Origin of the sequence: Oceanobacillus caeni (assembly GCF_019037185.1) — a bacterium.
GTDB lineage: Bacteria > Bacillota > Bacilli > Bacillales > Amphibacillaceae > Oceanobacillus > Oceanobacillus caeni.
In genome coordinates this window covers 41,037-66,109 of record NZ_JAHHXM010000017.1, presented here as the reverse complement: position 1 = coordinate 66,109, position 25,073 = coordinate 41,037, and the positions used below count along the sequence as shown (strand labels likewise).

The following is a 25,073-nucleotide window of genomic DNA, read 5'->3' as shown; positions in this document are numbered from 1 at the left end:
GCGGAGAGGTCACACCTGTTCCCATACCGAACACAGAAGTTAAGCTCTCCAGCGCCGATGGTAGTTGGGGGTTCCCCCTGCGAGAGTAGGACGCCGCCAGGCAATAATGTAAAGACAAGATATGATTGCAAAATTGTATCTTGTCTTTTTTTGTTTTAAGAATAACCGCAAACGGTAGTGTTTATTGGGGTTTCAATTCCAATTGAATTTCTATGTAAATTAAAGTTATATAATGTATATATTATATATATTATAGAAATAAAGGAGAGGAGACCTAGCTATATTATGCTCAGGGATACAGTTTTACGGGGTGAAAAAGTTATAATCCGAAGCATTCAAGAAAATGACTTACCTATATTATGGCGTCTTATTTACGGAAAGGAAAATCCGGAATGGAAAAAATGGGATGCTCCCTATATTCCTTTAGAAAAAAAGGAATATGAAACTTATAAAAGTGAGACTCTTAATAAACTAAGAGTTGCTAATCAAAATGAGGTTGAACCTAGATTAATTATTGAGACAGATGGAAAAATAATTGGGACGGTAAGTTATTATTGGGAACATAGACCATCTAATTGGCTAGAGGTAGGAATTGGTATTTATAATCCAATTTATTGGAGTGGTGGCTATGGCACAGAAGCCTTAAAGCTATGGATTGATTATTTATTTGGTGAACTCCCTTTAGTTAGAGTAGGGTTAGCTACGTGGTCTGGAAATAAGAGAATGATTCGAGTAGCAGAAAAGATTGGTATGCAACTTGAAGGGCGTTTACGAAAATGCAGATTGTATAATGGGAAGTATTATGATTCTATTCGTATGGGTATTTTAAAGGAAGAGTGGGAAGATAATTACAAATTTTAATTTGTAGGGATTATGTGCTCCCTTAGAAGAGGAAAGGTGTCTCCATAATTGGTATATAATTTTGTCTCTACAAAAATTTTAATCTTCTTAAATAACGGTATAATGTGTTATGTATAAAAACAGAGGGCAAATAGTTTGAAAACCATTGGAATTAAAAAAGGTTACTAAAGCCTCTAAATCTGTAATGTACAATGGCTATTAATACCCACCTGTACATAATATTTAAAAGACCAGCATCCTTTTTAGATGCTGGTTTAATTTTAAAGGAGATTACATGAGTTATGATTAATACAATCGGTCTAATAATATAATTAACTAAAATTTAACAGAATAGATTTGCCTTTGAAAATTTGGAGCCCTTAATTGATTCAATTATTCTTCCTTTAATTAAATATAGACTTGAATGGTTGGAGAAATATTATACTTATATCCCGTATTTTTTGCCCTCTATAGATCAAATTATCCCTATAAATAGACTAAGTGTTACTCTTCTCTTCTACTGACTTTGACTAACCATCAGAGGAGGATGAATGAGAATACCTAAAGTTCCTTTAATGTTTCTACAAAGAGTTTTTTGAATTTCATTCGATCTTCTTCTGTAAAAGGTTTCGGACCTTTTGTTCGCTTTCCACTTTTACGTGCCATAGCACTTAAATATCTAGTTTGAAGAAGTTGATCAATGTTTTCATTATTGTATCTAAATCCTTTATGATGTAATACATAACAACCTTTACCTAGACCAAGGGAAGCAAGTCCGTAGTCTTGCGTGATAATTATATCTCCCTGTTTAGCAAGTTTCATAATACGGTAATCGGCAGAATCTGCTCCAGTATCCACATAAATAGTTTCAACGCCATTTGGTTGTCTTTCATTTGAGTAATGTGAGAAACTAGTGACAAGAATGACAGGAAGATTGAATTTTGTTCCTTCCGTAATGACAATATCCTTTACTGGACAAGCGTCAGCATCAACATAAATTTTCATTTGTTTTTCTCCTATTGATCATTGTGTTCTAACTATTATCTTAGCATGTTTACCGTAAAATTTCTTTCACATGAAAGTTGAATTTCTACAAATAATAGTCAAAGTCTTTTATTATGAGATAAAGAGAGGATGTATGAAATGGCTAAAGTAAAAATTAATGATAGGACGCTTCATGTAAAGAACCTTACCAAAGATGTCATACAAAAGGACGGTAAGGAAGCTTTATTGGTTTCCTTTGAATTTCAAGTCAAAAGTGAAGACTATCATGAGATTACTACACTACTTTATAAAAATGACTTTCGTGTAGAGATTCCGGAGGCGGAGTTAGACTTTCAAGCAGTCATTTATAATTATTCAACATCGATTACGAATTTATATGAAGAGAATAAGGTTGGAGAATTTAGGCTACAGCTAATAGAAAAGCTTTAAGAGGTTGTTCAAAAAGTTCGGTGAAAATGACACTTCGGCGCTTCTTTTCATCCTCCTTTTTGAACACGTCATTTAAAGACACTCGGGAGTTGTATAATAGTGGAAAAGAAAATGGTTGTCATTGTAAAAGGTCTTATCATATATAATGGGGAAATTTTACTCCTTAAACGATCTTCACATAATAAATTTGGAGGTGGGGAATGGGAATTAGCTGGGGGAAAGCTAAAAAATGGCGAAGAATTAGAAGAATCGCTTATACGAGAAATTGAAGAGGAAACAGGCTTAAAAGTCATTCCTGAGAAAATCTTATATGCAACCACCATCAACGATGACCCAGATAGACAATTAATTTTTTTGCATTACCTATGTAGTACTGATAATGATGAAGTTACACTATCAAATGAACATACCGACTTCTACTGGGCTAATCAAGAAGATGCAAAAAAATTATTACGTCAAAATATTCTTCAAGACTTTGAGAAATACCATATATTTAAAAAAGGGTATATAAATTGAGAATATTTCTTCTACCATATTAAAACTTTATATTATATAATGGAATGAATTAAATGAAACAATCTACTTAAATTTGTTATTGAAATTGAGAAAGGGAGATACATATATGACTGTTAAACCGCGTAAAGTCTTGGAAAAAATTAAACCATACTCTCCTGGAAAACCTATTTGGGAGTTACAAGAAGAGTTGGGCTTAGAAAAGGTTGTAAAATTAGCTTCTAATGAAAACCCTTTAGGACCGTCACCTAAAGGTGTGGCGGCAATATCTGAGAGATTAGCAGAACTAAATCGTTATCCAGATGCAGATACAGCTGCATTAAAAGAAGCTATTTCGGGAAAATTAGATGTTTCCAAACAACAAGTTATTGTCACAAACGGTGCGGATGAATTGATTACTTTAATATCAGAAGCCTTCTTAGATGAAGGAGATGAAATCGTGGTACCATCCCCATCGTTTAGCGAGTATGACTTTGGTGCTGACCTAATGGGAGCTACTGTTGTTCCCGTTCCGTTTGACGAAGGGTTTCAGTTTAATGTTCAAAAAATGGTAGATGCTATAACAGATAAGACAAAATTACTTTATATTTGTTCACCGAATAATCCTACAGGTACATATTTAGCAAAAGCTGATTTGGAAACTCTATTAAATGCAGTACCGGAAAGAGTATTAGTAGTTTTTGATGGTGCATATAGTCATTACGCAACAGCTGAAGATTATACGGATGGAATTGAATTTGTAAAGACTGGTAAAAATGTTCTAGTGCTACAAACATTCTCTAAAATATATGGTTTAGCTGGATTACGCGTTGGGTTTGGTGTTGCCTCGGAAGGAATTATTCAAACAATCTTAAAAGTAAAAGAACCATTTAATGTGAACAGTATAGCACAAGCTGCTGCAAAGGCTGCTATTCTAGATGAGGACCATGTGAATGCTTCTAAAGAGGCGAACGCTTCTGGTGCAAAAGAGCTTTATCAAGCATTTTCTGAACTAGGTTTAAATTATGTAGAAACAATGAGTAATTTTATTTTATTACAATTAGGATCAGATGCTGAAAAGTTATACAATGAACTATTAGCTAAGGGTGTCATTGTACGCTACGGAAAAATCTGGGGTCTACCAGAGTATGTTCGTGTGACGATTGGAACGAAAGAGGAGAATGAATTTTTCCTTAATGCTCTTAAAGAAGTTTTAAATTAATTGGTAAAACCTGAGTAACAAGCATAGTGGTTACTCAGGTTTTTTATGACTATAACGGGTATACTTAGAATAAAGGCTGGTAAAGGATGAAAATATGAAACCAATAGAATTAAAAGTGAAAGCTAGTTATATCAATCAATATCAAAGACATTTTCCATTAATCAATAAGGATACGATTATCAACTCAGAAGATATTCAAAAGGAAGGCTCCATCATTCATTTAGTAGAACCAAATGGAAAATTTATTGCTAAAGGTTATTATGGAAAACAAAATAAAGGTTTAGGTTGGGTATTATCCGATAAACAACATGAAAATATAGATTTTTCCTTTTTCAAAAAGAAAATCTCGAATGCAATCGATAAAAGGAAAGCATTCTTCCAGGATGAAAATACAAATGCGTTCCGTATATTTAATGGGGAAGGAGATGGAATTGGTGGCATCACTATTGATTATTATGACGGTTATTATGTCATTAATTGGTATAGTGAGGGCGCCTACTCTTTTAAAGAAACGGTTATAGATGTATTAGACGAAATCGGAGAGTACAAAGCAATTTATGAGAAAAAACGTTTTGATACAAAAGGGAAATATATCAATGATGATGATTTTGTGAAAGGGGAACGGGGAGAATTTCCAATCATTGTGAAAGAAAATGGAATGAATTATGCTGTTTATTTAAATGACGGTGCAATGGTGGGGATATTTCTTGATCAACGTAATGTAAGGAAGATTATTCGTGATAAATATGCTAAAGGGAAAAATGTGTTAAATACTTTTTCTTATACAGGGGCTTTTTCTGTAGCGGCTGCTTTAGGCGGAGCTAAGAAAACAACAAGCGTGGATTTGGCAAAGCGTAGTAAAAGTAAAACAATTGAACAATTCAGTACGAATGGAATTGATTTTGAAGAACAAGACATCATTGTGATGGATGTGTTTGATTACTTTAAATATGCAAACCGAAAGAATTTGGTATTTGATTTAGTTATTTTAGATCCGCCGAGTTTTGCTCGCTCCAAGAAGCGAACGTTTAGTACTGCGAAGGATTACCCGTCCTTAATAAAAGATACAATTGCCATTACGGGAAAAGGTGGAATCATTGTTGCGTCCACAAACAATGCTTCTTTTAGTATGAAGAAATTCAAAGGGTTTATAGATAAAGGATTTAAGGATAGTGGGACAAACTATAAGATTTTAGAGGAGTTTGATTTGCCGAGCGATTTTCAAACAGATCGGAGTTTCCCACAAGGAAATTATTTGAAGGTCGTTATTTTGAAGAGATTATAGTAGCAGAGCGCCGTAGCAATCATTTTGTTACGGCTTCTTAGCATTTCCACTTTATTTGGTAGAAAATAATAAAATAGGTATTGTATATTTATTCCCAGTGATGCATAATAATTCATATACAGATGAATTTGGGGGGGAACCTTATGATAACTAAGGACAATCAAATAACGTTTAATAATCATGAACTACATGGACGTGACTTTTTAACACTTGCTGACTATACAAAAGATGAAATAAATTATCTATTAGATTTAGCAGATTATTTAAAGGATCAAAGAAAAAAAGGGATTACGTTTGAACCTTTAAAAGGGAAAACGTTAGGAATGATTTTTGAAAAGTCGTCTACTAGAACCCGGGTTTCTTTTGAAGCTGGTATTTATCAACTTGGTGGAATGGGGATTTTTCTTTCCTCTAAAGATATCCAAATTGGAAGAGGGGAAACGATTGCTGATACTGCTCAAGTTTTATCCGGATATTTAGATGGAATGATGATTCGTACGTTTTCACAAAAAGTGGTAGACGAATTGGCTAAATATGCTAGTATCCCAGTTATTAATGGATTAACTGATACCTATCACCCATGCCAAGTTCTTGCTGATTTACAAACGGTTAAAGAAGTAAAAGGTGCACTTAATGGTGTGAAAATGGTATACATAGGTGATGGGAATAATATGGCTCATTCCCTTATGATTGGTGCAGCCTTGATGGGAATGGAGTTAACTGTCGTAGCACCTCAAGGTTATCAGCCTGATCCTACCATTGTAGCCAGAGCACAACATATCGCGAAATCACATGGGGCAATGATAAGTGTAATGGAAGACCCGAAAGAAGCAGTAGTAAATGCTGATGTCATTTATACAGATGTTTGGGCAAGTATGGGGCAAGAAGCAGAACAAGCGAAACGTGAAATAGCCTTTAAGGGATATCAAGTAAATAAAGAACTTTTATCTTTAGCGAAGTCGGATGTCTCTTTTATGCATTGCTTACCAGCGCATCGTGAAGAAGAGGTTACTGCAGAAGTTATTGATGGAAAACATTCTGTAGTCTTCCAACAAGCAGAGAACCGTCTACACGCACAAAAGGCATTAATGACGGCATTAATGGGCTAGATACAAAAATGAGCTCCCAGAAGGGCTCATTTTTGCTCTTTAGCCAAAGACTTGGCCGCCGTTTACGTGTTGAACTTGACCTGTTACAAATCTTGAATCATCTGAGGCAAGATACACAAAGGCTGGGGCGAGTTCAAATGGTTGACCTTGGCGATCCATAGGGTTACCCGCAAGAGATACTTGATCAGCGGAAAAGCTAGATGGTATTAAAGGTGTCCATATTCGCCCAGGAGCAATAGCATTTACCCGGATTCCCTTTTTTACTAAATTTCTTGCCAACGCACGTGTAAACCCAACAATAGCTGCTTTCGTTGCAGAATACTCGATGAGTTGATCATTTCCATCGAATGCAACGACAGAGGAAGTGTTAATAATGGAACTTCCGGCTTTTAAGTATTTAAGTGCTTCTCTTGTTGTGTAAAAATGGGAATACACATTGACTTTAAATGTATCATCAAATTGTTCATCCGTAATATCTAATAAGCTTAATTGTTGGAATTGAATTCCTACATGATTACAAAGAATATCGAGTTTACCAAATGTTTCTATTGTCTTACGAACAATGTGAACGCATTGTTGTTTTTCCCGAAGATCTCCCGGCAGTGTTAGACAGCGTTGTCCTAATTCTTCAATTCTGTTCTTTGTTCGATGGGCATCTTCATGTTCGTTTAAATAGGATATCGCAATATCTGCTCCTTCTTTCGCAAAAGCAATAGCTGCAGCTGCTCCGATTCCACTATCACCGCCAGTAATAAGAGCTACTTTATTCTTTAATTTGCCACTACCTTTATAATTGGGATTTTCTATAATTGGTTGTGGAACCATTAGACTTTCTACTCCAGGTTGGAAGTATTGTCTTTGTTCAGGTACTGTAAGGGCAACATCCTCATACTTCGTGATTTTTCCGTAATTCGGGTACAAAGGGTAATCTTGATTATTGGTTTTATCATTGGACATTATCTTTCCTCCTATAGTTAAACGTTAAGATTAATTTATGATGATTAGGCGATACTTGTGCTTGAATAGAAGGTACGTGCTCACTTTAGTTAATTTTCGAATACTGTGTAAGAAAGATGAATGTTAGGAGGGATGTTGTGAAGTACTATTATAATCCTGAGGTTAAATACTTGTTAATCAATCAATCTAATGAAAAGGTAGCGGTATTTTATAATAAAAACCAAAAGCCGTTTGAATTGCCAATGATAGGAAACAGACCACCATATTACTGCAATCCAAGGTATGAAGCTTATTATCCTGTTATTTAATTAGAAAACGGGCATCCGCTTAAGTTAGGGGAATGCCCGTTTTCTAATTGCTTTATATTTATAATTTAACAATGGTTCTCCCACGTGCTCCACCTTTCAAAAGGGTTGGTAAAACGTCAGGGAGCTGTTGTAAGGTAATTTCCTGCTGTACAAGGGAATCTAAATTGTTTAGTTTAAAATCAGACGCTAGATGCTCCCATATATCAACACGTGTTTCCATTGGACAAAATACAGAGTCAATTCCAAGGAGGTTAACTCCACGAAGAATAAATGGAAAAACAGTTGTTGGAACTTTATTACCAGCAGTTAACCCACTTACCGCGACTGAACCTCCATATTGAATGTTACTAAGAACCGAGGCTAGAACTTCACCGCCAACCGGATCAACTGCAGCTGCCCATTTTTGTTTTCCAAGTGCACGGATCTTTCCATCATACACTTCTTCCCGTGATGCAATGGAAGATGCGCCAAGGTCTCTTAAGTATTGGTGCTCACTGTCTTTTCCTGTACTAGCTTCTACCTCAAAGCCTAGTTTTGCTAGGATGGCCGTAGCGAAACTTCCAACACCACCGGTAGCACCTGTTACAAGGACTTTACCATTTTCTTGTTGCAAACGATTTTCTAACAATCGTTGAACAGATAAAGCTGCTGTAAACCCAGCAGTTCCAATAATCATTGCTTCTTTTAGGCTTAACCCATCAGGTAGGGGAACGATCCATTCAGATGGAATCCTGGCATATTGACTATATCCTCCAAAGTGGGATACCCCGATTTCGTAACTTGTGGCAATAACTTGATCGCCTTCTTTAAAACGTTTGTCTTCTGAGGAAATTACTACACCTGCTAAGTCTATACCTGGTACAAATGGATAGGATTTCACAATATTTCCATTTGGAATAGCAGCTAGACTATCTTTGTAGTTAACACCAGAATAATGGACTTGGATTAAAACGTTTCCTTTTGGTAAATCATCTATGGATAATGTTTTCACTTCTTTTAAGAATGTATCTTCTTGTTTGTCAACAACTAGTGCTTCAAATGATTGATTCATCATGAAACTCCTTTCTGAAACATAAAGATAATTTTATTATGAACAAAAAAAAGAGGAAAAACAATGTTTTCCTCTCTCGATTATTCTTGATAAAAAACCTGTAAACCTTCTGTACACATGTTCAAGGCTTTAACTTTATAGTCAGGCAATATTTGTTGCAATGCCCCTGCAATAGTTGTACCCTGTCCAGCTGGTACAAAGGAAATCATAGTTGGCCCAGCTCCACTTAAAATAGTGCCATAAGCACCTAGACCTTTTGCATCTTCACGTATTTTATCGTAATTTGGAATAAGTTCTTTCCGAAATGGTTCGTGGAATAAATCCTTTTCCATCATGCGTCCTGCAAGTGTATAGTCGCCTTGTAACAATGCTGCTACTACGAGATTGGCTATCCCACTAGATTTTACAGCGGTTTTCATTGGGTATGCTTCTGGAAGTACTTTCCTTGATGCTTCCGTTTTTAATTTTATATTTGGAATGTATACCACCGTATCCAATTCCAAATTAGGTAGGTCCATATGGACGATTTCCTCACCAAAATCCGTAGATATGACTAATCCGCCAAATAGGGCGGGTGCTATGTTATCCGGATGACCCTCTATTACTGTACCAAGTCGTAATTTATCGTCATCACTTAGATTTAAATGACAAACTTGATTGGCAATTTCAATACCAGCTAATATAGCAGAAGCGCTACTTCCAAGTCCTCTTGCTAAAGGAATATCACTTATTTCTGTTACCTTGCATGGGGGAAGTGTTTTATTATAACGTTCTGCTATTTGTTTAGCAATCTTGTATATGAAGTTTTCTTCATAAGGAATGTCAGAGTTAGAGACCGTGGGAGGGATAAATTCCCACTGGCCTGATTCTTCAACTTGTAATGTCAAGTATAACTTTAGCGCAAGTCCCATCGAATCAAATCCTGGTCCTACATTTGCCGATGTTGCTGGGACAGAGATTTGAAATGACTTCATACTCCCACCACAGACTCAATATATTCTTTCACAGCCTTTTCATCGTTTGGTAAAGATACTGGGTTAATTTCCATTTGGTCAATTGCTGTCTGTGGATCTTTAAGGCCATTACCAGTTAGAACTGTAACTACCTTGCTACCTTTAGCAATGGTACCTTTCTCTACCTGTTGTAGAACTCCGGCGATGGAAGCACATGATCCTGGTTCAGCAAAAACTCCTTCTGATTTAGCAATGAGTTTAAATGCCTTTAAGATTTCTTCATCCGTAACAGATCCAATCATACCGTTAGATTCATCTCTTGCATTGACAGCTAAGTTCCAGCTTGCGGGGTTACCAATACGAATGGCGGTTGCAACTGTTTCCGGCTGATCAATTACTTTGTCATTCACGATAGCCGCTGCTCCCTCAGCTTCGAATCCGAACATTTTAGGAAGACCAGTTTGTTTTTTGTCATTGTATTCTTTGAATCCCTTCCAGTATGCACTGATGTTACCTGCATTACCAACTGGAATTGCTAGAATATCAGGTGCTGAACCTAATGTATCACAAATTTCGAATGCAGCAGTTTTTTGCCCTTCTAGACGATACGGATTTACCGAGTTAACAAGTGTAATTGGAGAAGTTTTGCTAATTTCGCGAACCATTTTTAATGCTTCGTCAAAGTTTCCATCAATTTCAACAATTTCCGCTCCGTACATGACGGCTTGAGCAAGTTTACCAAGTGCTACTTTTCCTTTAGGGATAACAATAACAGCTCGGATGCCGGCTCTTGCTGCATATGCAGCGGCTGCAGCAGAGGTATTCCCTGTAGAAGCACAAATAACAGATTGACTTCCTTCTTCAATTGCTTTAGCTACGGCCATAACCATTCCACGGTCTTTAAAAGAACCTGTCGGGTTAAGTCCTTCATATTTTCCATATAGTTCGATTCCGAGTTGCTCTGATAAGTTAGCAAAGTGAATCAATGGTGTATTCCCTTCATGCAATGAAAGTTTAGGTGTCTTTTCTGTTACGGGTAAAAAATCTCTGTATTCATGTAGTAAACCTTGCCAACTCATTTTTCAGCATCTCCTTCAACTTTGTAATAACTTTTTGTTTCAATAACAGCATCAAGGTCTTTTAATTGATTTAATGCAGTTTGAAAGTTTTCTAATGATGTTTGGTGTGTAACAACAATAATTTCTGCATTTTCATCTTTTATAATTGGGTTTTGTAAAATTCGTTTGAAACTAATATTTAAATCATTAAATAATGCAGATATACGTGAGAATACTCCTACTTCATCTTTTACGTGTAATCTTACATAATACTGTCCAAAACGTTTATCGGCTGTTTTTAGCTGTTTATCAAAATGAGGATCAAGGTGTTGCGAGCCTGTAACACCTAATAACATGTTTTTGATAACCGAAACGACATCGGATGTGATAGCGGTAGCTGTAGGAAGACTTCCGGCGCCAGGACCATAAAACATGGTTTCGCCTACTGCATCTCCGTAAACATAAACGGCATTAAATTCATCATTTACACTTGCTAATGGGTGATTTTTTGCCAACATGGTTGGTTGAACATCTACTTCTATTTTATCATCTTTAAAATCAGCATTACCAATTAATTTCATCGTGTACCCTAATTTATTGGCATATTTTAAGTCATCTAAAGAAATATTGGAAATTCCTTTAACTTTAACATCTTCTAAATCAACATCCATTGAAAAAGCTAATCGTGCTAAAATCGCCATTTTTCGCGCTGCATCTAAACCTTCAACATCAGCGGTCGGATCTGCTTCAGCAAAACCAAGTTCTTGGGCTTGCTTAAGAGCGACATCGTAGCTCGAACCTTCTTTATCCATTTTGGTTAAAATGTAGTTTGTCGTTCCGTTAACTATCCCCATTATTTTAGTTATACGGTCAGAAGATAGCCCTTCGGTAATACCTCTTAATATTGGGATACCACCAGCAACACTTGCTTCGTAATAGAAGTCACATTTGTTTTTACGTGCAGCTTCTTGCAGTTCCGGACCGTGCAGTGCTACTAAGTCCTTATTTGCACTAACAACATGTTTCTTTGTAGAAAATGCTTTTAATATATATTCACGGGTTTGATCAATGCCACCCATAACTTCAACGATAATATCAATTTCCGGATCATTTAATATATCATCTGGGTTAGTAGTGAGCAATGTCCCTTCTAAGCTAACATCACGTTCCTTGTCCAAACTGCGAACTAACGCACTCTTCACTTGTACGTCCGATCCCAATTGATGAACAAGTTTCTCTTGATGATCTTTAATGATTTTAATTACCCCGGTTCCAACTACACCCAAACCTAATAAACCAATAGATACTTTATTCCCCACAGAATCACCTCATATATTTCCTTATAAATTATATATTTAATATATTGTAACCTTGAAAAGCGGAATATAGCAACAATGAATTTTTAAAAATGATTGATATTGTAAAAATTCTAAAAGTGAGTTTGAAAAGGAGGATGAAAAGGACCGAGCTCGCCTAAATGTGTAACGTTCCAGGCCTTTGTACAACCTTTAAAAACGAACCAATTTTATATAGAAAGAATAAAGTAATGGTATAGGCAAAACGTGGAGGTGAAGGAATGAATGATGCATTTATTGGATTACTTTTCTTAGTTTGTTTATTAATCGGGGTCGGGTTAGGCATTTTATTTCGTTCTGTAGAACTAGGTGGAGTGATTGGTCTTGGCTCCGGTTTATTACTAATTTTATTATTTCGAAATAAGAATAATAAAAGGTAGATGCAGGTTATCAGAAATAACTATAAAGAACACTTGCATCAGTGGGAGGGTTCTTCATATCTCACTGATGGTTAGGAGCTTTACAGACAGTTGATTTCCCACCTAACTTCTTTGTTTCTCCAGAGGCTTGAGGTGGAAGTCTTACTGCCCGTTTAGGTGGGATAAAAAAGCGTGAAAACCTAATTAAAGGCTCTCACGCTTTTCGTTCTTATTTTGTTTTCTCTTGAATAAAGTTAACTACTTCTTCCGCTGTTGCCATGGATAGCAATTCTTCTTTATAGGAAGCAATTTCTTCTTTGGATAAACCACGGATTTGGGTACGTGCTGGTAGGATGGATGTTGCGCTCATAGAAAACTCATCTAATCCTAATCCAAGTAAGATTGGAATTGCGATTGGATCTCCTGCCATTTCCCCACACATGCCAGCCCATTTTCCTTCACTATGTGCTGCTTCAATTACATTGTTTACCAGATTCAAAATAGCTGGGTGGTATGGTTGATATAAGTAAGAAACACGCTCATTCATACGGTCAGCAGCCATTGTATACTGTATTAAGTCATTTGTTCCTACACTGAAGAAATCTACTTCTTTCGCAAATTGTTTCGCTATAACAGCGGTGGAAGGAATTTCTACCATGATTCCTACTTCAATGGAATCTGAAACTTTAACTCCTTCATTAAGAAGGGCTTCTTTTTCATCTAGTAAAATTGCTTTAGCTTGACGGAATTCTTCAAGCGTAGCAATCATTGGGAACATGATTTTTAAGTTTCCGTAAACACTAGCGCGTAGTAATGCACGTAGTTGTGGGCGGAATACATCTTCATTCTCTAAGCAGAAACGAATGGCACGGAAGCCTAAGAATGGATTCATTTCTTTTGGTAAATCAAGATAAGCTAATTCCTTATCCCCACCAACATCTAATGTACGCACAACAACGGGTTTATCACCCATTTGCTCTAACACAGATTTATATGCTTCAAATTGTTCGTCTTCAGAAGGCAGTTCGCTTCTACCCATGTAAAGAAACTCTGTACGGTAAAGTCCAACACCTTCACCGCCATTATTAATGACACCTTCTACATCATTTGGTGTACCAATGTTTGCTACTAACTCTACATGTGAACCGTCTTTTGTCATGGTTGGCTCATTTTTTAATTTAGCCCATTGTTCTTGTTGTTTTGCATAGGCATCTTGTTTCTCGCGATAGGTTACCAACTCTTCTTCGGATGGATTAACAATCACTTTTCCGTCTAAACCATCGATGATTACCATTTCATCTTGTTTTACGGTTTCTGTAATATTCTTTGTACCAACCACTGCTGGAATTTCTAATGATCTTGCCATGATAGCAGAGTGTGATGTACGTCCACCGATATCTGTTGCGAATCCTTTTACAAACTCACGATTTAATTGTGCAGTATCTGATGGTGTTAAATCCTTTGCAATAACAATGACTTCTTCATCGATTAATGCAGGATTTGGAAAGGTAACGTTTAATAGATGCGCCATTACACGTTTTGTCACATCTTGAATGTCTGCTGCACGTTCACGCATGTATTCATTATCCATGTTTTTAAACATGTCAATAAACATGTTTGCTACTTCATCAAGTGCTTGTTCGGCAAGTACAAGGTCTGAAGTAATTTTATCTTTCATTGGATTAATTAGTTCTGGATCACTTAAAACTAAAAGGTGTGCTGAGAAGATCTCCGCATGTTCCTCACCTAATTGTTGTAATGTATGGGCTTTAATTTTTTCGAGTTCTTGTTTGGAAACTTCCAATGCATCTTCCAAACGTTGTATTTGCTCCTCAGGATTATCTATTTTTTTTGCTTCAAAAGTTAAATCTGGTGTTTCTAAACGGTATGCTTTTGCAATTGCAATTCCCTGGGATGCTGCTATTCCTTGAATCATGTGATATCTACTCCTATAAAAATATATTATTATTTCCTCTTATCGCAAATTCCATCATTTTTCGACAAAAACGGTAAAAAAAAGTCCCTTATAGCAAACTATAATACTACAATTATTCTAAAAATAACAAGTATAAGAACCTTGTCAAATTATGGCGAATTTTCGACATACCTAAATTAAATGATAATGTTTTAAACCTTGTTCTATTCCGTTATTCATATTCGTTTCTGTAACATAGGATGCTTTTTCCTTCAATGCTTCTCTTGCATTTCCCATGGCGATACCATAATCTACTAATTCGAACATTTCAATATCATTAAGTCCATCACCAAAAGCATAAGTAGGTAATCCACTTATTTTTAGAGTTTCCAAGAAGGTTTTAATTCCCGCAGCTTTTGAACCACCTTTTGGAATGATATCTATACTAGCAGGACCATTTCGTATAAATGAAAGCTCTGGAAATGCCTCCATATATCCTTTATCGCCTGTTTCGGATAAAACTAAGACCATGTTAATCTTTTCCTTCTCATACATACTTCCATCAATGCCTGGGACTGGTTCATGTATTAATTCATAAGCCTTTCTTGCTGTATCATTATGGCCTGTAATTCCAATTCTATCGGCATTATAGAAAGCTACATGTTCATTTCTAGAAAGTGCCATTTCTTTTAGTCTTTTTAAAACTTCAACATCCATTGTTTTTTCAAAGACTTCTTTCCCACGGTAAATACCAAGTTGACCATTCATAGAAATGATAGATGAAATTCCTGTCTTTTCCATAACGTGTTTGATCTCAAAAATGGTTCTACCAGTAGCGATAATTGGTTCATAATCATTCTTTTTAAGCGTTTCAATTAATTCTATGACATCGGGGTCGACATCAGATTTATTATTTAAAAGTGTTCCATCTAAATCAAAAAAAACTAAACCCTTCATAATATCTACCTTCCCTTTTTACATTACTTTTGTACTTATAATCAAACTAAAATTTATATAAAGTCTATCACAATTACAAAAAAAATCGAATTTGCTATTTTCTTATTGACAAAATTCGACAATGGTACTATTATTGTAAACAGTTTCATATTGCTCATTTGTTATACGGTTTGCTCATTTGTGCAATGGTGAAACGAATAGAAAAATTAGTGGAGGGAAAAATGAACTGGGAAGAGGAGCGATTACTATATCGCATTGCTAAACTCTATTACGAAGAAGGTTATACCCAAGCTAAAATTTCTAAAGAATTAGGAATTTATCGAACAACAATCGGGAGAATGCTTAAGAAAGCACAGGATAAAGGAATTGTGAAAATACAAATCCAAAGTAGCTCTGATGCATTATTTGACCTGGAAGACAAGATTGCGAAACATTTTGGAATGAAAGAGGTCATTGTTGTCCCTTCTTATAAAAATCAAAGTAATCAAGATAAAATGAAAAGCATTGGAAAAGCCTGTGGTTCGTTATTAGACAGAATTATTCTCGATGATGATATTGTTGGTGTAGCATGGGGTACAACATTAGGAAATATGATTCATCAATTAGATGAATTAAAGCCGAAAAAAATAGAATGTGTCCCATTAGTCGGTGGACCTGGAGGGATGAAATCAGATTATCATGTAAACGCTATTGCTCTCAGGTTATCAAGTGCATTGAATGGGAGGTCACATTTTATTAATGCCGCAGCAATTTACGAATCGGAAGAAACTGCAAAGGAAATTTTACAATCAACCTTTATGAAAGAAATACTTGAACTTTGGGATAAGGTAACTGTAGCCCTAGTTGGTATTGGTGCTCAAATAAGTTCTTCCAATATGGTTTGGTCAGGATTCCTAGGTGATTCCGAAAAATTGGAACTAAGAGAACATAACGCAATCGGTGATATTTGTTCTCGCTTTTATACCAAAGAAGGGGAAGTGATACAATCCTCTATTTCAGAAAGAACCATAGCAATCCGCTTAGAGAAATTAAAGGAATTACGATATTCCATCGGTGTGGCATATTCTAAAGAAAAAGTTCAATCCATTATCGGAGCAATGAATGGAAAGCTTATTAATACCCTTGTAACAAATGAAGAGACTGCACTGGGAATATGTGAATCAATTTAATTCAGGTATTGGAGGTTATTGAACATGGGAATTTTGATAATTATGGTCGGTATTATGGCCGCTTGGATACTACAAACAGTATTAGGTGCAGGACAAATTAAAAACTTCAATACTCATTATACTGAATTAAGAAAAAAGGGACGTGTATCTATAGGTAGATCCAAAGGGATATTTCGTACTGGTGTTGTGCTATTAATGGGTATTGATAAAAGAAATAGAATTCAAACAGCTAAAAAAATGCAAGGAATGTCCATTTTTGCCAAATTTAAAGACTTTAGTATTTTAGAAGGACAAAATTTACTAAAAATAGATCCAGAGGTTTATAACAAAATGGACCGTTTTACAAAAAAGGCATTTGATGATGCAGTTCTTATTTATAAGAAGGTAGAAAAGGGAGAGGAAATTCCACAACAAAAAAGTCCTTTCGGTAAGTTAGTATCAAGCTTTAGTAATAAATAAGTTTTCAAGTAGGAGGGAATAACAAGATGGATTTTTTAGTTAGTGCAGCTGAAGGCTTCATTGGTCTATTTGAACGTGGAGCAGAAACATTTATGGGATTTGTAACCGATATTATTCCATTAATTATTGTGTTAATGGTTGCAATGAACGCAATTGTAGCTTTTGTAGGGGAGGATAAGGTTAATAAGTTAGCAATGGCCTCTTCTAAAAATGTTTTCTTGAGATACCTTGTATTACCTTTCGTAGGTACATTTTTCTTATTAAACCCGATGACATTATCGTTAGGTCGTTTCTTACCTGAGAAGTATAAACCTGGTTATTATGCGGCATCAAGTTATTCATGTCATTCTATGAACGGTTTATTCCCACACGTAAATCCGGGTGAATTATTCGTTTTCTTAGGGGTTGCAGCAGGTATTACACAATTAGGTTTATCAACTGGAGACTTAGCCCTTCGTTATTTATTAGTTGGTATTGTAACGAACATGTTTAGAGGTTGGATTACAGATATGTGTGTAACGTATATGGAGAAAAAGCAAGGAATTAAATTAGCTACAACTTTAGAACAAGGAAAGGAGGAATAATCAATGGGAAAATATAAAACGTTAAAAGTAACTAAAGGCCAGGGTGGCTTTGGTGGACCATTAATTATTCCTGTTAATGAGAAAAAGAATAAAATCGTTAACATTACTGGTGGTACGATTTCATCAGTGGCCAAAAGGTTTGCGGAATTAAGTGGCGCCGAGTTAGTAGATGGTTTTAAAACAAGTGTTCCAGAAGATGAAATGGCAGCTGTTGTTATTGACTGTGGTGGTACATTACGTGCCGGACTTTACCCTAAAAAGCGGATTCCTACTTTAAATGTTATGGCTACTGGAAAGAGTGGTCCAATGAGAGATTTTATAACAGAGGATATTTATGTTTCCGCTGTCAAACCGGAAAATATATCTGTGGTGGAAGATACAGAATCAGTTAGTGATGTTACTAGCTCTACTGAAAATATAGAAAAAGTAGAAGAGGTGAAAGAGGAAGCAGTTGTAAGTAATAAATATGATAGTTCCAAAAAGATTAGCGAACAACGTAACGGTGGAATGATTGCAAAAGTTGGACAACTCATGGGTGGGGTTATGTCTGTACTCTATCAAGCAGGGCGTGATGCAATTGATACTGTAATCAAAACCATTTTACCATTTATGGCTTTCGTTGCCATGTTAATTGGTATCATTTTAGAATCTGGTATTGGTGATGTAGTTGCAAACGTACTAACTCCACTTGGTGGAAGTGTCTGGGGTTTAATCATTCTCGCAGCAATTGTTTCGTTCCCACTTTTCTCTCCTTTCTTGGGTCCGGGAGCTGTAATCGCACAGGTTATAGGTACTCTAATTGGTGTGGAAATCGGACGAGGTAATATTCCTCCACAATTTGCTTTACCAGCTTTATTTGCAATTAACGCTCAGGCAGCTTCAGACTTTGTTCCAGTTGGTCTTGGATTAGCTGAAGCAAAACCAGAAACAGTGGAAGTTGGTGTACCAGCAGTACTTTATGGAAGATTCCTAACAGGTGCACCAACGGTATTTATCGCTTGGCTAGCAAGCTTTGGTATGTATCAATCGTAACGATGAAAAAAAGAAGGAGTGTTTAGAAATGGCAGAAATTATTTATACAACAGAAGTAACTAAATTGGGAGAATCTGTAGGTGAGTTTTTAGAACAAGGCATGTTAATTACATTTAAAGACAATGCACCTCAGGAATTAGCTGAATTTTGTATTCTTCATTCTGAAAATAACTTACGTCAAGATATTACAGTTGGAGATACACTAACAATAGGGGAAGAAAGTTATCAAATTACCGCTGTAGGTGAAGCAGTAAACAAAAATTTATCTTCTTTAGGACATATTACTCTCCGCTTTGATGGTTCAACAGAAGCAGATTTACCAGGAACTCTATGTCTTGAAAATAAAAAGATAAATGAAATTCACGTAGGTGACAAAATTAAAATTGAAAGATAAGAAGTCGTCGTTTTAACGACTTCTTTCCATATTATATAGGTAAAAATCTAACAGATAGGAGTAATGTAGGATGCAAAAATCATGGACAGACCTTGAAGGAAAAGTAGTTATCGTAACTGGAGGAAATTCCGGAATTGGACAACATATTTCCAATACACTTCAACAAAATGGCGCGAAAGTTGTTATTGCCGACTTAAGTGTTGAAACAGGAGACGTAGATAATTTTTATCATGTAAAAACGGATGTAACGAACAAAGAAAGTGTTGAAAATATGGTCCAATTAACAGAGGAAAAATTTGGCCGCGTGGACGCACTTGTGAATAATGCTGGTGTTAACCTTCCACGTCTACTTGTAGATGTCAAAGGGGAAAAACCGGAATATGAATTAGATGAAAAGTCATTTGACTTCATGGTAAATGTAAACCAAAAAGGACCTTACTTATGTGCGCAAGCTGCTTCAAGACGTTTTATTAAGCAAGAAAAAGGTGTTATTGTTAATATCACATCAGAAGCAGGTATGGAAGGTTCCGCTGGTCAAAGTATTTACTCAGCAACTAAAGGTGCCTTAAATGGCTTCACAAGATCATGGGCAAAAGAGCTTGGAAAATATAACATCCGCGTAGTTGGGGTTGCACCAGGAATTAATGAAAAAACTGGTTTAACAAATGATGCTTATAATGAAGCTTTAGCATATACAAGAAATGTAAAAGTGGAAGACTTAGAAGGTAATTATACTAGCTCTATTCCATTAGGTCGTGTTGGTAAGTTAGATGAAATTGCTGACTTAGTAACATACCTTGTATCTGATCATTCTTCTTATATTACTGGTACTACTATTAATATTTCAGGTGGAAAATCAAGAGGATAAGCGAGATAGGATAATGTGTTTTTAGCAGGGAAGATAGTTTATGCATTCTTCCCTGCATAAATATAACTAATAAGGGGGAGAAAGCGTGAGACTTTATATTGATTCAGCAAATACAGATCAAATTACCCGATTAAATAAGTATTATCCAATTTCAGGTGTAACGACTAATCCTTCTATTCTTGTAAAAGAAGGAAAACCATATCTAGAAGTTGTAAAAGAAATCCGTTCCATTATTGGTGAAAATAAAGAGTTATTTGTTCAAGCTATAGGTGAAACAGCAGAAGAGATTGTAGAAGAAGCTCGTTTTGTGACAAGAGAGATTTCCGGAAATGTTGTTGTGAAAATTCCTGTAACCGAAGAAGGAATTAGAGCGATGCAATTATTAAAAGAAGAAAATATTCCAACATTAGCAACAACCGTATATACTGCATTCCAGGCTTTAATAGCTGCAATGGCAGGTGCAAAATATGTAGCGCCGTACGTTAACCGTATCGATAATCTAACCGGTAATGGTGTACGAGTTGTTGAAGAAATCGCTCAATTATTTAAAATATATAACCTTCCGTGTGAAATTTTAGCGGCAAGTTTTAAAAACTTACAACAAGTTCATGATGTATGTTTAGCTGGGTCAGAAACAGTAACAGTTGCTCCGGAAATTATTGGAAAAATGATAGCTTTTCCGACTACTCCAACGGATGTTAATGATTTTAAAAACCAATGGACAACTCTTTATGGTGTTGATCATACTAACCTTACAAATTCGTAGTATTTCAAAAAAGTGAGGCTAGGACATTACTAAATTGACCATCCATAAAGCCAAGTAATTTCTAACTTAATTAAGTGATATAATAAAAAACCCAAACTATTACGAAACTCTTAATAAGAATTTCACGTGATAGTTCGGGTTTTTTATTGTCTGGAACACTTAATGAATAAGAAAGTAAACACCAAGTCCCCTAATATTTCCCATACTCATCCCCATAATAATGGTTGTAACGATTTTTAAATTTATTATATAGATAAGAAACTAATACCTTAAGAATGGCATATCCTGGTATTCCTAAAATAACTCCAATTAATCCAAATAAATTACCTGCAACAAGTAAGACGATAATAATCGTCAAAGGATGAATCTGCATGGTTTTCCCCATGATGTTTGGAGATATAAAATTTCCCTCTAGAAATTGAACAACTATCCAAACGATGGCAAGTTTTAAAAGCATGAAAGGGGAATGAACAATAGCAATGATAATAGCAGGGGTGATTGCTATTGTTGGTCCAAGATATGGAATCACACTTGTTGTAGCAGCAACAATGGCAAGAGTGATTGCGTAATCGAGACCAATAATATTGTAACCAACAAATAACAGTAAACCAATACATGAAGCAACGATAATTTGTCCTTGGATGTATGACCCAACTTGAGTATCCATATTTTTCAGGATTTGATTTGTATCATCCCGAAATTTTGGTGGTAATAATTTTAAGAAAAAATCCCTAAATCGAGTTCCATCTTTTAATAGGAAGAACAAGATGAAAGGAAAAGTTATAATGGAAACAAAGACATTTGTGACAGTGCTGGCTACGTTTCTAAACCCTTGAAAGGCATCTACTAAATAAGTTCCAACCATGCCGGGAATATTACTAAAGTTAGTAACAAACCAGTTATATCCTTCATCGTAATATGGTCCTAAAAAGGAATTTTGAAGCCACATGGTAATTACATTCCCCAAATGGTTTAAATAATTGGGGAAATTCTTCGCTAAATCCTTTACTTGTACCTCAATAGAAGGAGCGATTAATAAAATAAGACCGGTTAATAATCCGCCAATCCCAAGTATAAGGATAATAATTCCCCATATCCGTTTAATACGGAACCTCTCTAAAAAATCTACAATTGGATTTAAGAGATAATAAGCGATAAATGCCAAAATAGTTGGTGGCATAATCGTTGAAAAGATAACAATGATCGGATGGAATATAAATGAAATTTTATTATAAATAAGGATAGTAATACCGATGAGGATCAATAAAACCAATAAATATAGAAGATTTTTCCCTCCCATAAATTTAATAAACCGACTTGTTTGTTTCATAGTAGATTTCCTTTCCAATTTAAAAATCAAACTTTAATGTGATTAATCTAATTATAGTTTAAAAAGAGAGTATGTTCCAATTACATTGCGTTATTTTAGGTATTGAAAAAGTGAAAAATAAAAGGAGTAGAAGCCAATTTATCAAGGCCTCTATCTCCAGTAATCATTTTTCTTATCCAAACACCAAGCAATGACTATTTTTTTATTAGCCGGTATATCCAGGAAGTCTTTTATAAAAATCTTGATCATTCGTTTGTTTTCTCGATCAGTGGACTGGGATAGGAAAGCTACTCCCAGGTACCAACTTTTCCCAACCTTTATTTTAATGTTATATGTCCCGGGTTTAGGTAAGTTTATTGATTCATCAATTGTGATTGCTGCTGTATGGTAATTAGGTATATTATTTCTAATGGTATCTAAGTGAATATTGCCGGGTGTATGGTACGTATATGTTGTTGAAATTAGCGTATTCTTTAGCTTTCTTTTTGTAATTGTATTTTTCTTAGCTAAATTTGTGTTCATAACCATCACTCCCTCTTGCTTAAATGTGAATTTATTCACTATATTTATTATACATGGAAACGTTTTATATTAGCAATGCCTTTTTGTGTCTAATTTGTTACAAGTTGATTTGTAAGTATTTGTTGTATTTTGTCCCTTGAATATATGGTTAGGAAGGATTGTGAAAATAGTAATAATCTTTGATGGGAAAAGTAAAATGACTATAGTTTATACTATAGCCATTTTATAATTGAAATAAACCTTAAACTAGTTCATTTAATAGGTTTGGATACTATGTTTCTTTCTCATTGAAAGCGTGGCAGTTCCTAACGAAAGGATTGCCAGCATTCCTCCAAACGTTGCATTGTTGGCAACGGATGTCATGTCAATAATGACACCTCCAATCGATGAACCTACTGCAATGCCTAAATGAAGGGATGAGTTATTTAAGCTAATTTGAATATTTGCTGTTTCTGGTGCTGTTGCCATTAAGTGACTTTGCATTGGTGGAGTTACAGCCCAACTCATCATGCCCCAAATGATTAAATTGAATAGAAATAATGGTAAAAGAAATGTGGTATGTGAAATAGTTAGAATAGCAATACTAAAAATAATAATTACCATTTTAATTGTTCTATTCGAACCATATCGATCTCCAAATAATCCTCCGATTGCACCACCACTTACAGCTGCGATTCCGAAAATAAAGTAAATAACACTAACCCACGCTTCATTTAAACCAATATAATCCTTTGTGAATGGGGTTAAATACGTATATAACGTGGAATGTCCTGCTAATAAGAGGAAGGTGGTCATATGGGCAAATAATATCCTGCTATCTTTAAGGGAAGCAAATTGCTTCGTTAAGGATGATTGTTTCTCAGCACCAACCTTTTCCATTAAAAAGTAAATACCTGTTATGGAAAGTAAGGTAAGGATAGTAATCATGATAAATGGTGCTCGCCATCCAAATGAATTTCCTAGCACCAATCCAATTGGTACACCAAGAACAATCGAACCACTTACACCCATATTAACAATTCCAATTGCTCTTGCACGATAGGCCGGCTTTACAATCGTTGCTGCCATGACAACGCAAAGCACGATAAGTAAGGAACTACTTGCTGCGGATACAATTCTTGCGATAAAGAGAATCGTATAGGATGGACTAATGGCGGCAATTATATTTCCTATTAAGAAAAAGAATAACGTGATAATGGTTAGCTTTTTTCTTTCTATTGTGGCAGTTAAGAAAGATAGGATAGGACCTGATATTGCAAACGTTAGTGAGAAAATCGTTATAAGCAATCCAGCTTGTCCAAGCGTAACACCTAGGTCATCCGCCACTAAATCTAAAATTCCTCCAATAATTAATTCAACCATTCCAACCACAAAGGAAACAATAGTTAATAAATAAACTCGTTTATCCATATATTTAAGCACCTTTCCAAGCTCGTGAATCATTTCCTATCGTATGATTATTTGGTAGTAATTACAAGTACAACTGCATTTTCATTTTATTTAAAAAACTAGGTTTATTTTTTTATAAATGGGGTATAAAAAATACTAACCTAATTATTTACAAAGAATTTAATTGGAATGTTTGTTATACTGGTGAATAGACATGGAAGGAGAAAAGCAAGTAAATGAGTAAAGAAAAACAACTTCAAAAAGATACAATGCGTGTATTAAAAGATACAAGTAGAACCTTTTACATTCCAATTAGTCTATTAAACCACACGTTAGAGATGACAGTAGGTTCTGCATATTTGTGTATGCGAGCAATAGATGAGATTGAGGATCATCCATCCCTTGAACCCGAGATAAAGCAGGAACTTTTATATTCCATAAGTGAATTATTAAATGGAATATCTTTTGACGAATCGGCTTACGAGGAATTATTAAGGCCTTACGCGGCTGATTTTCCTGAAGTAACACTGAGAATGTCAGATTGGTTATCCGTATGCCCAGAAGGAATAGTGGATAAAGTAAAAGAATCCACGAGTATTATGGCAAAGGGTATGGCAAAATGGGTTAAGAAGGACTTTGTCATTCAAACGAAAGAGGATTTGGATGATTATACCTATTATGTTGCAGGTCTTGTCGGTGTCATGTTATCTGATATTTGGAGATGGTATGATAACACAATAACCGATTATGAATTAGCTATTGGCTATGGCAGGGGATTACAAGCTGTTAATATGCTAAGAAATCAGGATGAAGATGCAGAACGAGGGGTTCGCTTTCTACCAGAGGGCTGGACTCGAGAAGACTTATTTCATTATGCAGAAGAAAATTTAAAAATGGCTGATCAATACATAAAATCGATAAAAACGAAGAAAATATTAGTGTTCTGTAAAATACCTTCGTCCTTAGCTAAAAAGACTTTACACGTAATGAAAAATGGCGAAGATAAGATGTCCCGTAAAGATGTGGAATCTACAGTTGATGAAATTTTAAATAATAACATATAAGCGTTTGTTTAACCGGTCTAGTGATTGGTTAAACAATCATTATGCGTCAGGATTATTCAGAATAATCAATTATATAGGGGAAAAGTATGAGGGCTTTCTTAAAGAAGTCTATTTGACGATTTTTGCACAGTTTACTATAATGGGACACTGGTCAAAGAATTGAGCAAGTTGGTGGATTTGTCATTGAATACTTTTGAACAT

27 protein-coding genes and 1 rRNA gene are annotated in these 25,073 nt (G+C 35.4%); 17 read left to right on the top strand and 11 right to left on the bottom strand.

Features of this window, described 5'->3' with window-relative positions; genetic code table 11:
* Together rrf and KM885_RS10815 are read left to right on the top strand one after the other, a co-directional pair.
* Positions 1-102: ribosomal RNA gene (rrf, locus tag KM885_RS10820) — 5S ribosomal RNA — on the top strand; the annotation flags it as partial.
* A 183-nt stretch (positions 103-285) separates the two neighbouring features.
* Complete coding sequence (locus KM885_RS10815; RefSeq protein WP_145524278.1) at positions 286-861, top strand: GNAT family N-acetyltransferase; 576 nt, start codon at positions 286-288, stop codon at positions 859-861.
* A gap of 540 nt (positions 862-1,401) precedes the next feature.
* Here the strand turns inward: KM885_RS10815 and KM885_RS10810 are convergent.
* Positions 1,402-1,845 carry a YaiI/YqxD family protein gene (locus KM885_RS10810; protein ID WP_216883950.1) on the bottom strand — a complete coding sequence of 148 codons (444 nt, stop codon included), beginning with the start codon at positions 1,843-1,845 and terminating at the stop codon, positions 1,402-1,404.
* Positions 1,846-1,983: 138 nt separating this feature from the next.
* Here KM885_RS10810 and KM885_RS10805 point away from each other — a divergent pair, with 138 nt between their 5' ends.
* The 5 genes from KM885_RS10805 (at position 1,984) to argF (ending at position 6,382) form a co-directional block, all read left to right on the top strand.
* Positions 1,984-2,274, top strand: coding sequence for a DUF3219 family protein (locus tag KM885_RS10805; RefSeq protein ID WP_225344212.1), 291 nt, complete (start codon positions 1,984-1,986; stop codon positions 2,272-2,274).
* 99 nt (positions 2,275-2,373) lie between these two features.
* Positions 2,374-2,790, top strand: coding sequence for an NUDIX hydrolase (locus KM885_RS10800; RefSeq protein WP_225344211.1), 417 nt, complete (start codon positions 2,374-2,376; stop codon positions 2,788-2,790).
* Between the two features lie 106 nt (positions 2,791-2,896).
* Positions 2,897-3,988 (top strand): histidinol-phosphate transaminase, encoded by a 1,092-nt coding sequence (gene hisC, locus KM885_RS10795; protein ID WP_047185631.1) that lies wholly within the window; start codon positions 2,897-2,899, stop codon positions 3,986-3,988.
* 94 nt (positions 3,989-4,082) lie between these two features.
* Entirely contained in the window at positions 4,083-5,273 is a 1,191-nt protein-coding gene (locus KM885_RS10790; RefSeq protein ID WP_216883949.1) for a class I SAM-dependent rRNA methyltransferase, read from the top strand.
* A 143-nt stretch (positions 5,274-5,416) separates the two neighbouring features.
* Complete coding sequence (gene argF, locus KM885_RS10785) at positions 5,417-6,382, top strand: ornithine carbamoyltransferase (RefSeq protein WP_047185629.1); 966 nt, start codon at positions 5,417-5,419, stop codon at positions 6,380-6,382.
* 39 nt (positions 6,383-6,421) lie between these two features.
* Here the strand turns inward: argF and KM885_RS10780 are convergent, their stop codons facing one another.
* A complete protein-coding gene (locus KM885_RS10780) occupies positions 6,422-7,339 on the bottom strand; it encodes an SDR family oxidoreductase (protein ID WP_216883948.1) in 918 nt (305 codons plus the stop codon).
* 137 nt (positions 7,340-7,476) lie between these two features.
* On the opposite strand from KM885_RS10780, the gene KM885_RS10775 reads away from it, so the two are divergent.
* Positions 7,477-7,647, top strand: a complete 171-nt coding sequence (locus KM885_RS10775) for a hypothetical protein (protein WP_205625401.1) — start codon at positions 7,477-7,479, stop codon at positions 7,645-7,647.
* A gap of 58 nt (positions 7,648-7,705) precedes the next feature.
* On the opposite strand, the gene KM885_RS10770 is transcribed toward KM885_RS10775, so the two are convergent.
* The 4 genes from KM885_RS10770 to KM885_RS10755 all read right to left on the bottom strand — a co-directional run bounded on the left by KM885_RS10770 (position 7,706) and on the right by KM885_RS10755 (position 12,028).
* Positions 7,706-8,698 (bottom strand): NADPH:quinone oxidoreductase family protein, encoded by a 993-nt coding sequence (locus KM885_RS10770; RefSeq protein WP_216883947.1) that lies wholly within the window; start codon positions 8,696-8,698, stop codon positions 7,706-7,708.
* 80 nt (positions 8,699-8,778) lie between these two features.
* A complete protein-coding gene (thrB, locus tag KM885_RS10765) occupies positions 8,779-9,672 on the bottom strand; it encodes a homoserine kinase (protein ID WP_216883946.1) in 894 nt (297 codons plus the stop codon).
* The gene (gene thrC, locus KM885_RS10760) at positions 9,669-10,730 is read right to left on the bottom strand and encodes a threonine synthase (RefSeq protein WP_047185624.1); all 1,062 of its coding nucleotides are present in this window, start codon (positions 10,728-10,730) and stop codon (positions 9,669-9,671) included. Before thrC ends, thrB begins: the two co-directional genes overlap by 4 nt.
* The gene (locus KM885_RS10755) at positions 10,727-12,028 is read right to left on the bottom strand and encodes a homoserine dehydrogenase (RefSeq protein WP_047185623.1); all 1,302 of its coding nucleotides are present in this window, start codon (positions 12,026-12,028) and stop codon (positions 10,727-10,729) included. Before KM885_RS10755 ends, thrC begins: the two co-directional genes overlap by 4 nt.
* Positions 12,029-12,285: 257 nt before the next feature.
* On the opposite strand from KM885_RS10755, the gene KM885_RS10750 reads away from it, so the two are divergent.
* Positions 12,286-12,444, top strand: a complete 159-nt coding sequence (locus tag KM885_RS10750; RefSeq protein ID WP_167507328.1) for a hypothetical protein — start codon at positions 12,286-12,288, stop codon at positions 12,442-12,444.
* 208 nt (positions 12,445-12,652) lie between these two features.
* Here KM885_RS10750 and ptsP read toward each other — a convergent pair whose 3' ends face one another.
* Both ptsP and KM885_RS10740 read right to left on the bottom strand, forming a co-directional pair.
* Complete coding sequence (gene ptsP / locus KM885_RS10745) at positions 12,653-14,359, bottom strand: phosphoenolpyruvate--protein phosphotransferase (protein WP_047185622.1); 1,707 nt, start codon at positions 14,357-14,359, stop codon at positions 12,653-12,655.
* A gap of 171 nt (positions 14,360-14,530) precedes the next feature.
* Positions 14,531-15,295, bottom strand: a complete 765-nt coding sequence (locus KM885_RS10740; protein ID WP_204798292.1) for a Cof-type HAD-IIB family hydrolase — start codon at positions 15,293-15,295, stop codon at positions 14,531-14,533.
* A gap of 221 nt (positions 15,296-15,516) precedes the next feature.
* On the opposite strand from KM885_RS10740, the gene KM885_RS10735 reads away from it, so the two are divergent.
* The 7 genes from KM885_RS10735 (at position 15,517) to KM885_RS10705 (ending at position 20,567) form a co-directional block, all read left to right on the top strand.
* Complete coding sequence (locus KM885_RS10735; protein ID WP_047185620.1) at positions 15,517-16,464, top strand: sugar-binding transcriptional regulator; 948 nt, start codon at positions 15,517-15,519, stop codon at positions 16,462-16,464.
* A 24-nt stretch (positions 16,465-16,488) separates the two neighbouring features.
* Positions 16,489-16,923, top strand: a complete 435-nt coding sequence (locus KM885_RS10730; protein ID WP_047185619.1) for a transcriptional regulator GutM — start codon at positions 16,489-16,491, stop codon at positions 16,921-16,923.
* 26 nt (positions 16,924-16,949) lie between these two features.
* Positions 16,950-17,507 (top strand): PTS glucitol/sorbitol transporter subunit IIC, encoded by a 558-nt coding sequence (gene srlA / locus KM885_RS10725; protein ID WP_047185618.1) that lies wholly within the window; start codon positions 16,950-16,952, stop codon positions 17,505-17,507.
* 3 nt (positions 17,508-17,510) lie between these two features.
* Positions 17,511-18,539 carry a PTS glucitol/sorbitol transporter subunit IIB gene (srlE, locus tag KM885_RS10720; RefSeq protein WP_047185617.1) on the top strand — a complete coding sequence of 343 codons (1,029 nt, stop codon included), beginning with the start codon at positions 17,511-17,513 and terminating at the stop codon, positions 18,537-18,539.
* A 28-nt stretch (positions 18,540-18,567) separates the two neighbouring features.
* Positions 18,568-18,933 (top strand): PTS glucitol/sorbitol transporter subunit IIA, encoded by a 366-nt coding sequence (locus tag KM885_RS10715; RefSeq protein WP_047185616.1) that lies wholly within the window; start codon positions 18,568-18,570, stop codon positions 18,931-18,933.
* 70 nt (positions 18,934-19,003) lie between these two features.
* Positions 19,004-19,801, top strand: coding sequence for an SDR family oxidoreductase (locus KM885_RS10710; RefSeq protein ID WP_060668468.1), 798 nt, complete (start codon positions 19,004-19,006; stop codon positions 19,799-19,801).
* Positions 19,802-19,886: 85 nt separating this feature from the next.
* Positions 19,887-20,567 carry a transaldolase family protein gene (locus KM885_RS10705; protein ID WP_047185614.1) on the top strand — a complete coding sequence of 227 codons (681 nt, stop codon included), beginning with the start codon at positions 19,887-19,889 and terminating at the stop codon, positions 20,565-20,567.
* 190 nt (positions 20,568-20,757) lie between these two features.
* Here KM885_RS10705 and KM885_RS10700 read toward each other — a convergent pair whose 3' ends face one another.
* The 3 genes from KM885_RS10700 to KM885_RS10690 form a co-directional block, all read right to left on the bottom strand.
* Entirely contained in the window at positions 20,758-21,897 is a 1,140-nt protein-coding gene (locus KM885_RS10700; RefSeq protein WP_047185613.1) for an AI-2E family transporter, read from the bottom strand.
* A 150-nt stretch (positions 21,898-22,047) separates the two neighbouring features.
* On the bottom strand, positions 22,048-22,419 hold the full coding sequence (locus tag KM885_RS10695; protein WP_114351375.1) for a hypothetical protein: 372 nt from the start codon (positions 22,417-22,419) through the stop codon (positions 22,048-22,050).
* A 255-nt stretch (positions 22,420-22,674) separates the two neighbouring features.
* Positions 22,675-23,829, bottom strand: a complete 1,155-nt coding sequence (locus KM885_RS10690) for an MFS transporter (RefSeq protein ID WP_216883945.1) — start codon at positions 23,827-23,829, stop codon at positions 22,675-22,677.
* A gap of 215 nt (positions 23,830-24,044) precedes the next feature.
* Here KM885_RS10690 and KM885_RS10685 point away from each other — a divergent pair, with 215 nt between their 5' ends.
* Positions 24,045-24,872: a squalene/phytoene synthase family protein gene (locus KM885_RS10685; protein WP_047185610.1), complete on the top strand. Its 828-nt coding sequence runs from the start codon at positions 24,045-24,047 to the stop codon at positions 24,870-24,872.
* Positions 24,873-25,073 lie beyond the last annotated feature (201 nt).

What these genes read in the sequence shown, in the direction of transcription:
- srlA (WP_047185618.1), top strand. Translation starts at nt 16,950, where the DNA reads ATGGATTTTTTAGTTAGTGCAGCTGAAGGCTTCATTGGTCTATTTGAA.
- ptsP (WP_047185622.1), bottom strand. Translation starts at nt 14,359, where the DNA reads ATGATTCAAGGAATAGCAGCATCCCAGGGAATTGCAATTGCAAAAGCA.
- KM885_RS10690 (WP_216883945.1), bottom strand. Translation starts at nt 23,829, where the DNA reads ATGGATAAACGAGTTTATTTATTAACTATTGTTTCCTTTGTGGTTGGA.
- KM885_RS10810 (WP_216883950.1), bottom strand. Translation starts at nt 1,845, where the DNA reads ATGAAAATTTATGTTGATGCTGACGCTTGTCCAGTAAAGGATATTGTC.
- KM885_RS10715 (WP_047185616.1), top strand. Translation starts at nt 18,568, where the DNA reads ATGGCAGAAATTATTTATACAACAGAAGTAACTAAATTGGGAGAATCT.
- srlE (WP_047185617.1), top strand. Translation starts at nt 17,511, where the DNA reads ATGGGAAAATATAAAACGTTAAAAGTAACTAAAGGCCAGGGTGGCTTT.
- KM885_RS10695 (WP_114351375.1), bottom strand. Translation starts at nt 22,419, where the DNA reads ATGAACACAAATTTAGCTAAGAAAAATACAATTACAAAAAGAAAGCTA.
- KM885_RS10730 (WP_047185619.1), top strand. Translation starts at nt 16,489, where the DNA reads ATGGGAATTTTGATAATTATGGTCGGTATTATGGCCGCTTGGATACTA.
- KM885_RS10805 (WP_225344212.1), top strand. Translation starts at nt 1,984, where the DNA reads ATGGCTAAAGTAAAAATTAATGATAGGACGCTTCATGTAAAGAACCTT.
- KM885_RS10735 (WP_047185620.1), top strand. Translation starts at nt 15,517, where the DNA reads ATGAACTGGGAAGAGGAGCGATTACTATATCGCATTGCTAAACTCTAT.
- KM885_RS10710 (WP_060668468.1), top strand. Translation starts at nt 19,004, where the DNA reads ATGCAAAAATCATGGACAGACCTTGAAGGAAAAGTAGTTATCGTAACT.
- KM885_RS10790 (WP_216883949.1), top strand. Translation starts at nt 4,083, where the DNA reads ATGAAACCAATAGAATTAAAAGTGAAAGCTAGTTATATCAATCAATAT.
- KM885_RS10740 (WP_204798292.1), bottom strand. Translation starts at nt 15,295, where the DNA reads ATGAAGGGTTTAGTTTTTTTTGATTTAGATGGAACACTTTTAAATAAT.
- hisC (WP_047185631.1), top strand. Translation starts at nt 2,897, where the DNA reads ATGACTGTTAAACCGCGTAAAGTCTTGGAAAAAATTAAACCATACTCT.
- thrB (WP_216883946.1), bottom strand. Translation starts at nt 9,672, where the DNA reads ATGAAGTCATTTCAAATCTCTGTCCCAGCAACATCGGCAAATGTAGGA.
- KM885_RS10780 (WP_216883948.1), bottom strand. Translation starts at nt 7,339, where the DNA reads ATGTCCAATGATAAAACCAATAATCAAGATTACCCTTTGTACCCGAAT.
- KM885_RS10685 (WP_047185610.1), top strand. Translation starts at nt 24,045, where the DNA reads ATGAGTAAAGAAAAACAACTTCAAAAAGATACAATGCGTGTATTAAAA.
- KM885_RS10770 (WP_216883947.1), bottom strand. Translation starts at nt 8,698, where the DNA reads ATGAATCAATCATTTGAAGCACTAGTTGTTGACAAACAAGAAGATACA.
- KM885_RS10700 (WP_047185613.1), bottom strand. Translation starts at nt 21,897, where the DNA reads ATGAAACAAACAAGTCGGTTTATTAAATTTATGGGAGGGAAAAATCTT.
- argF (WP_047185629.1), top strand. Translation starts at nt 5,417, where the DNA reads ATGATAACTAAGGACAATCAAATAACGTTTAATAATCATGAACTACAT.
- thrC (WP_047185624.1), bottom strand. Translation starts at nt 10,730, where the DNA reads ATGAGTTGGCAAGGTTTACTACATGAATACAGAGATTTTTTACCCGTA.
- KM885_RS10815 (WP_145524278.1), top strand. Translation starts at nt 286, where the DNA reads ATGCTCAGGGATACAGTTTTACGGGGTGAAAAAGTTATAATCCGAAGC.
- KM885_RS10750 (WP_167507328.1), top strand. Translation starts at nt 12,286, where the DNA reads ATGAATGATGCATTTATTGGATTACTTTTCTTAGTTTGTTTATTAATC.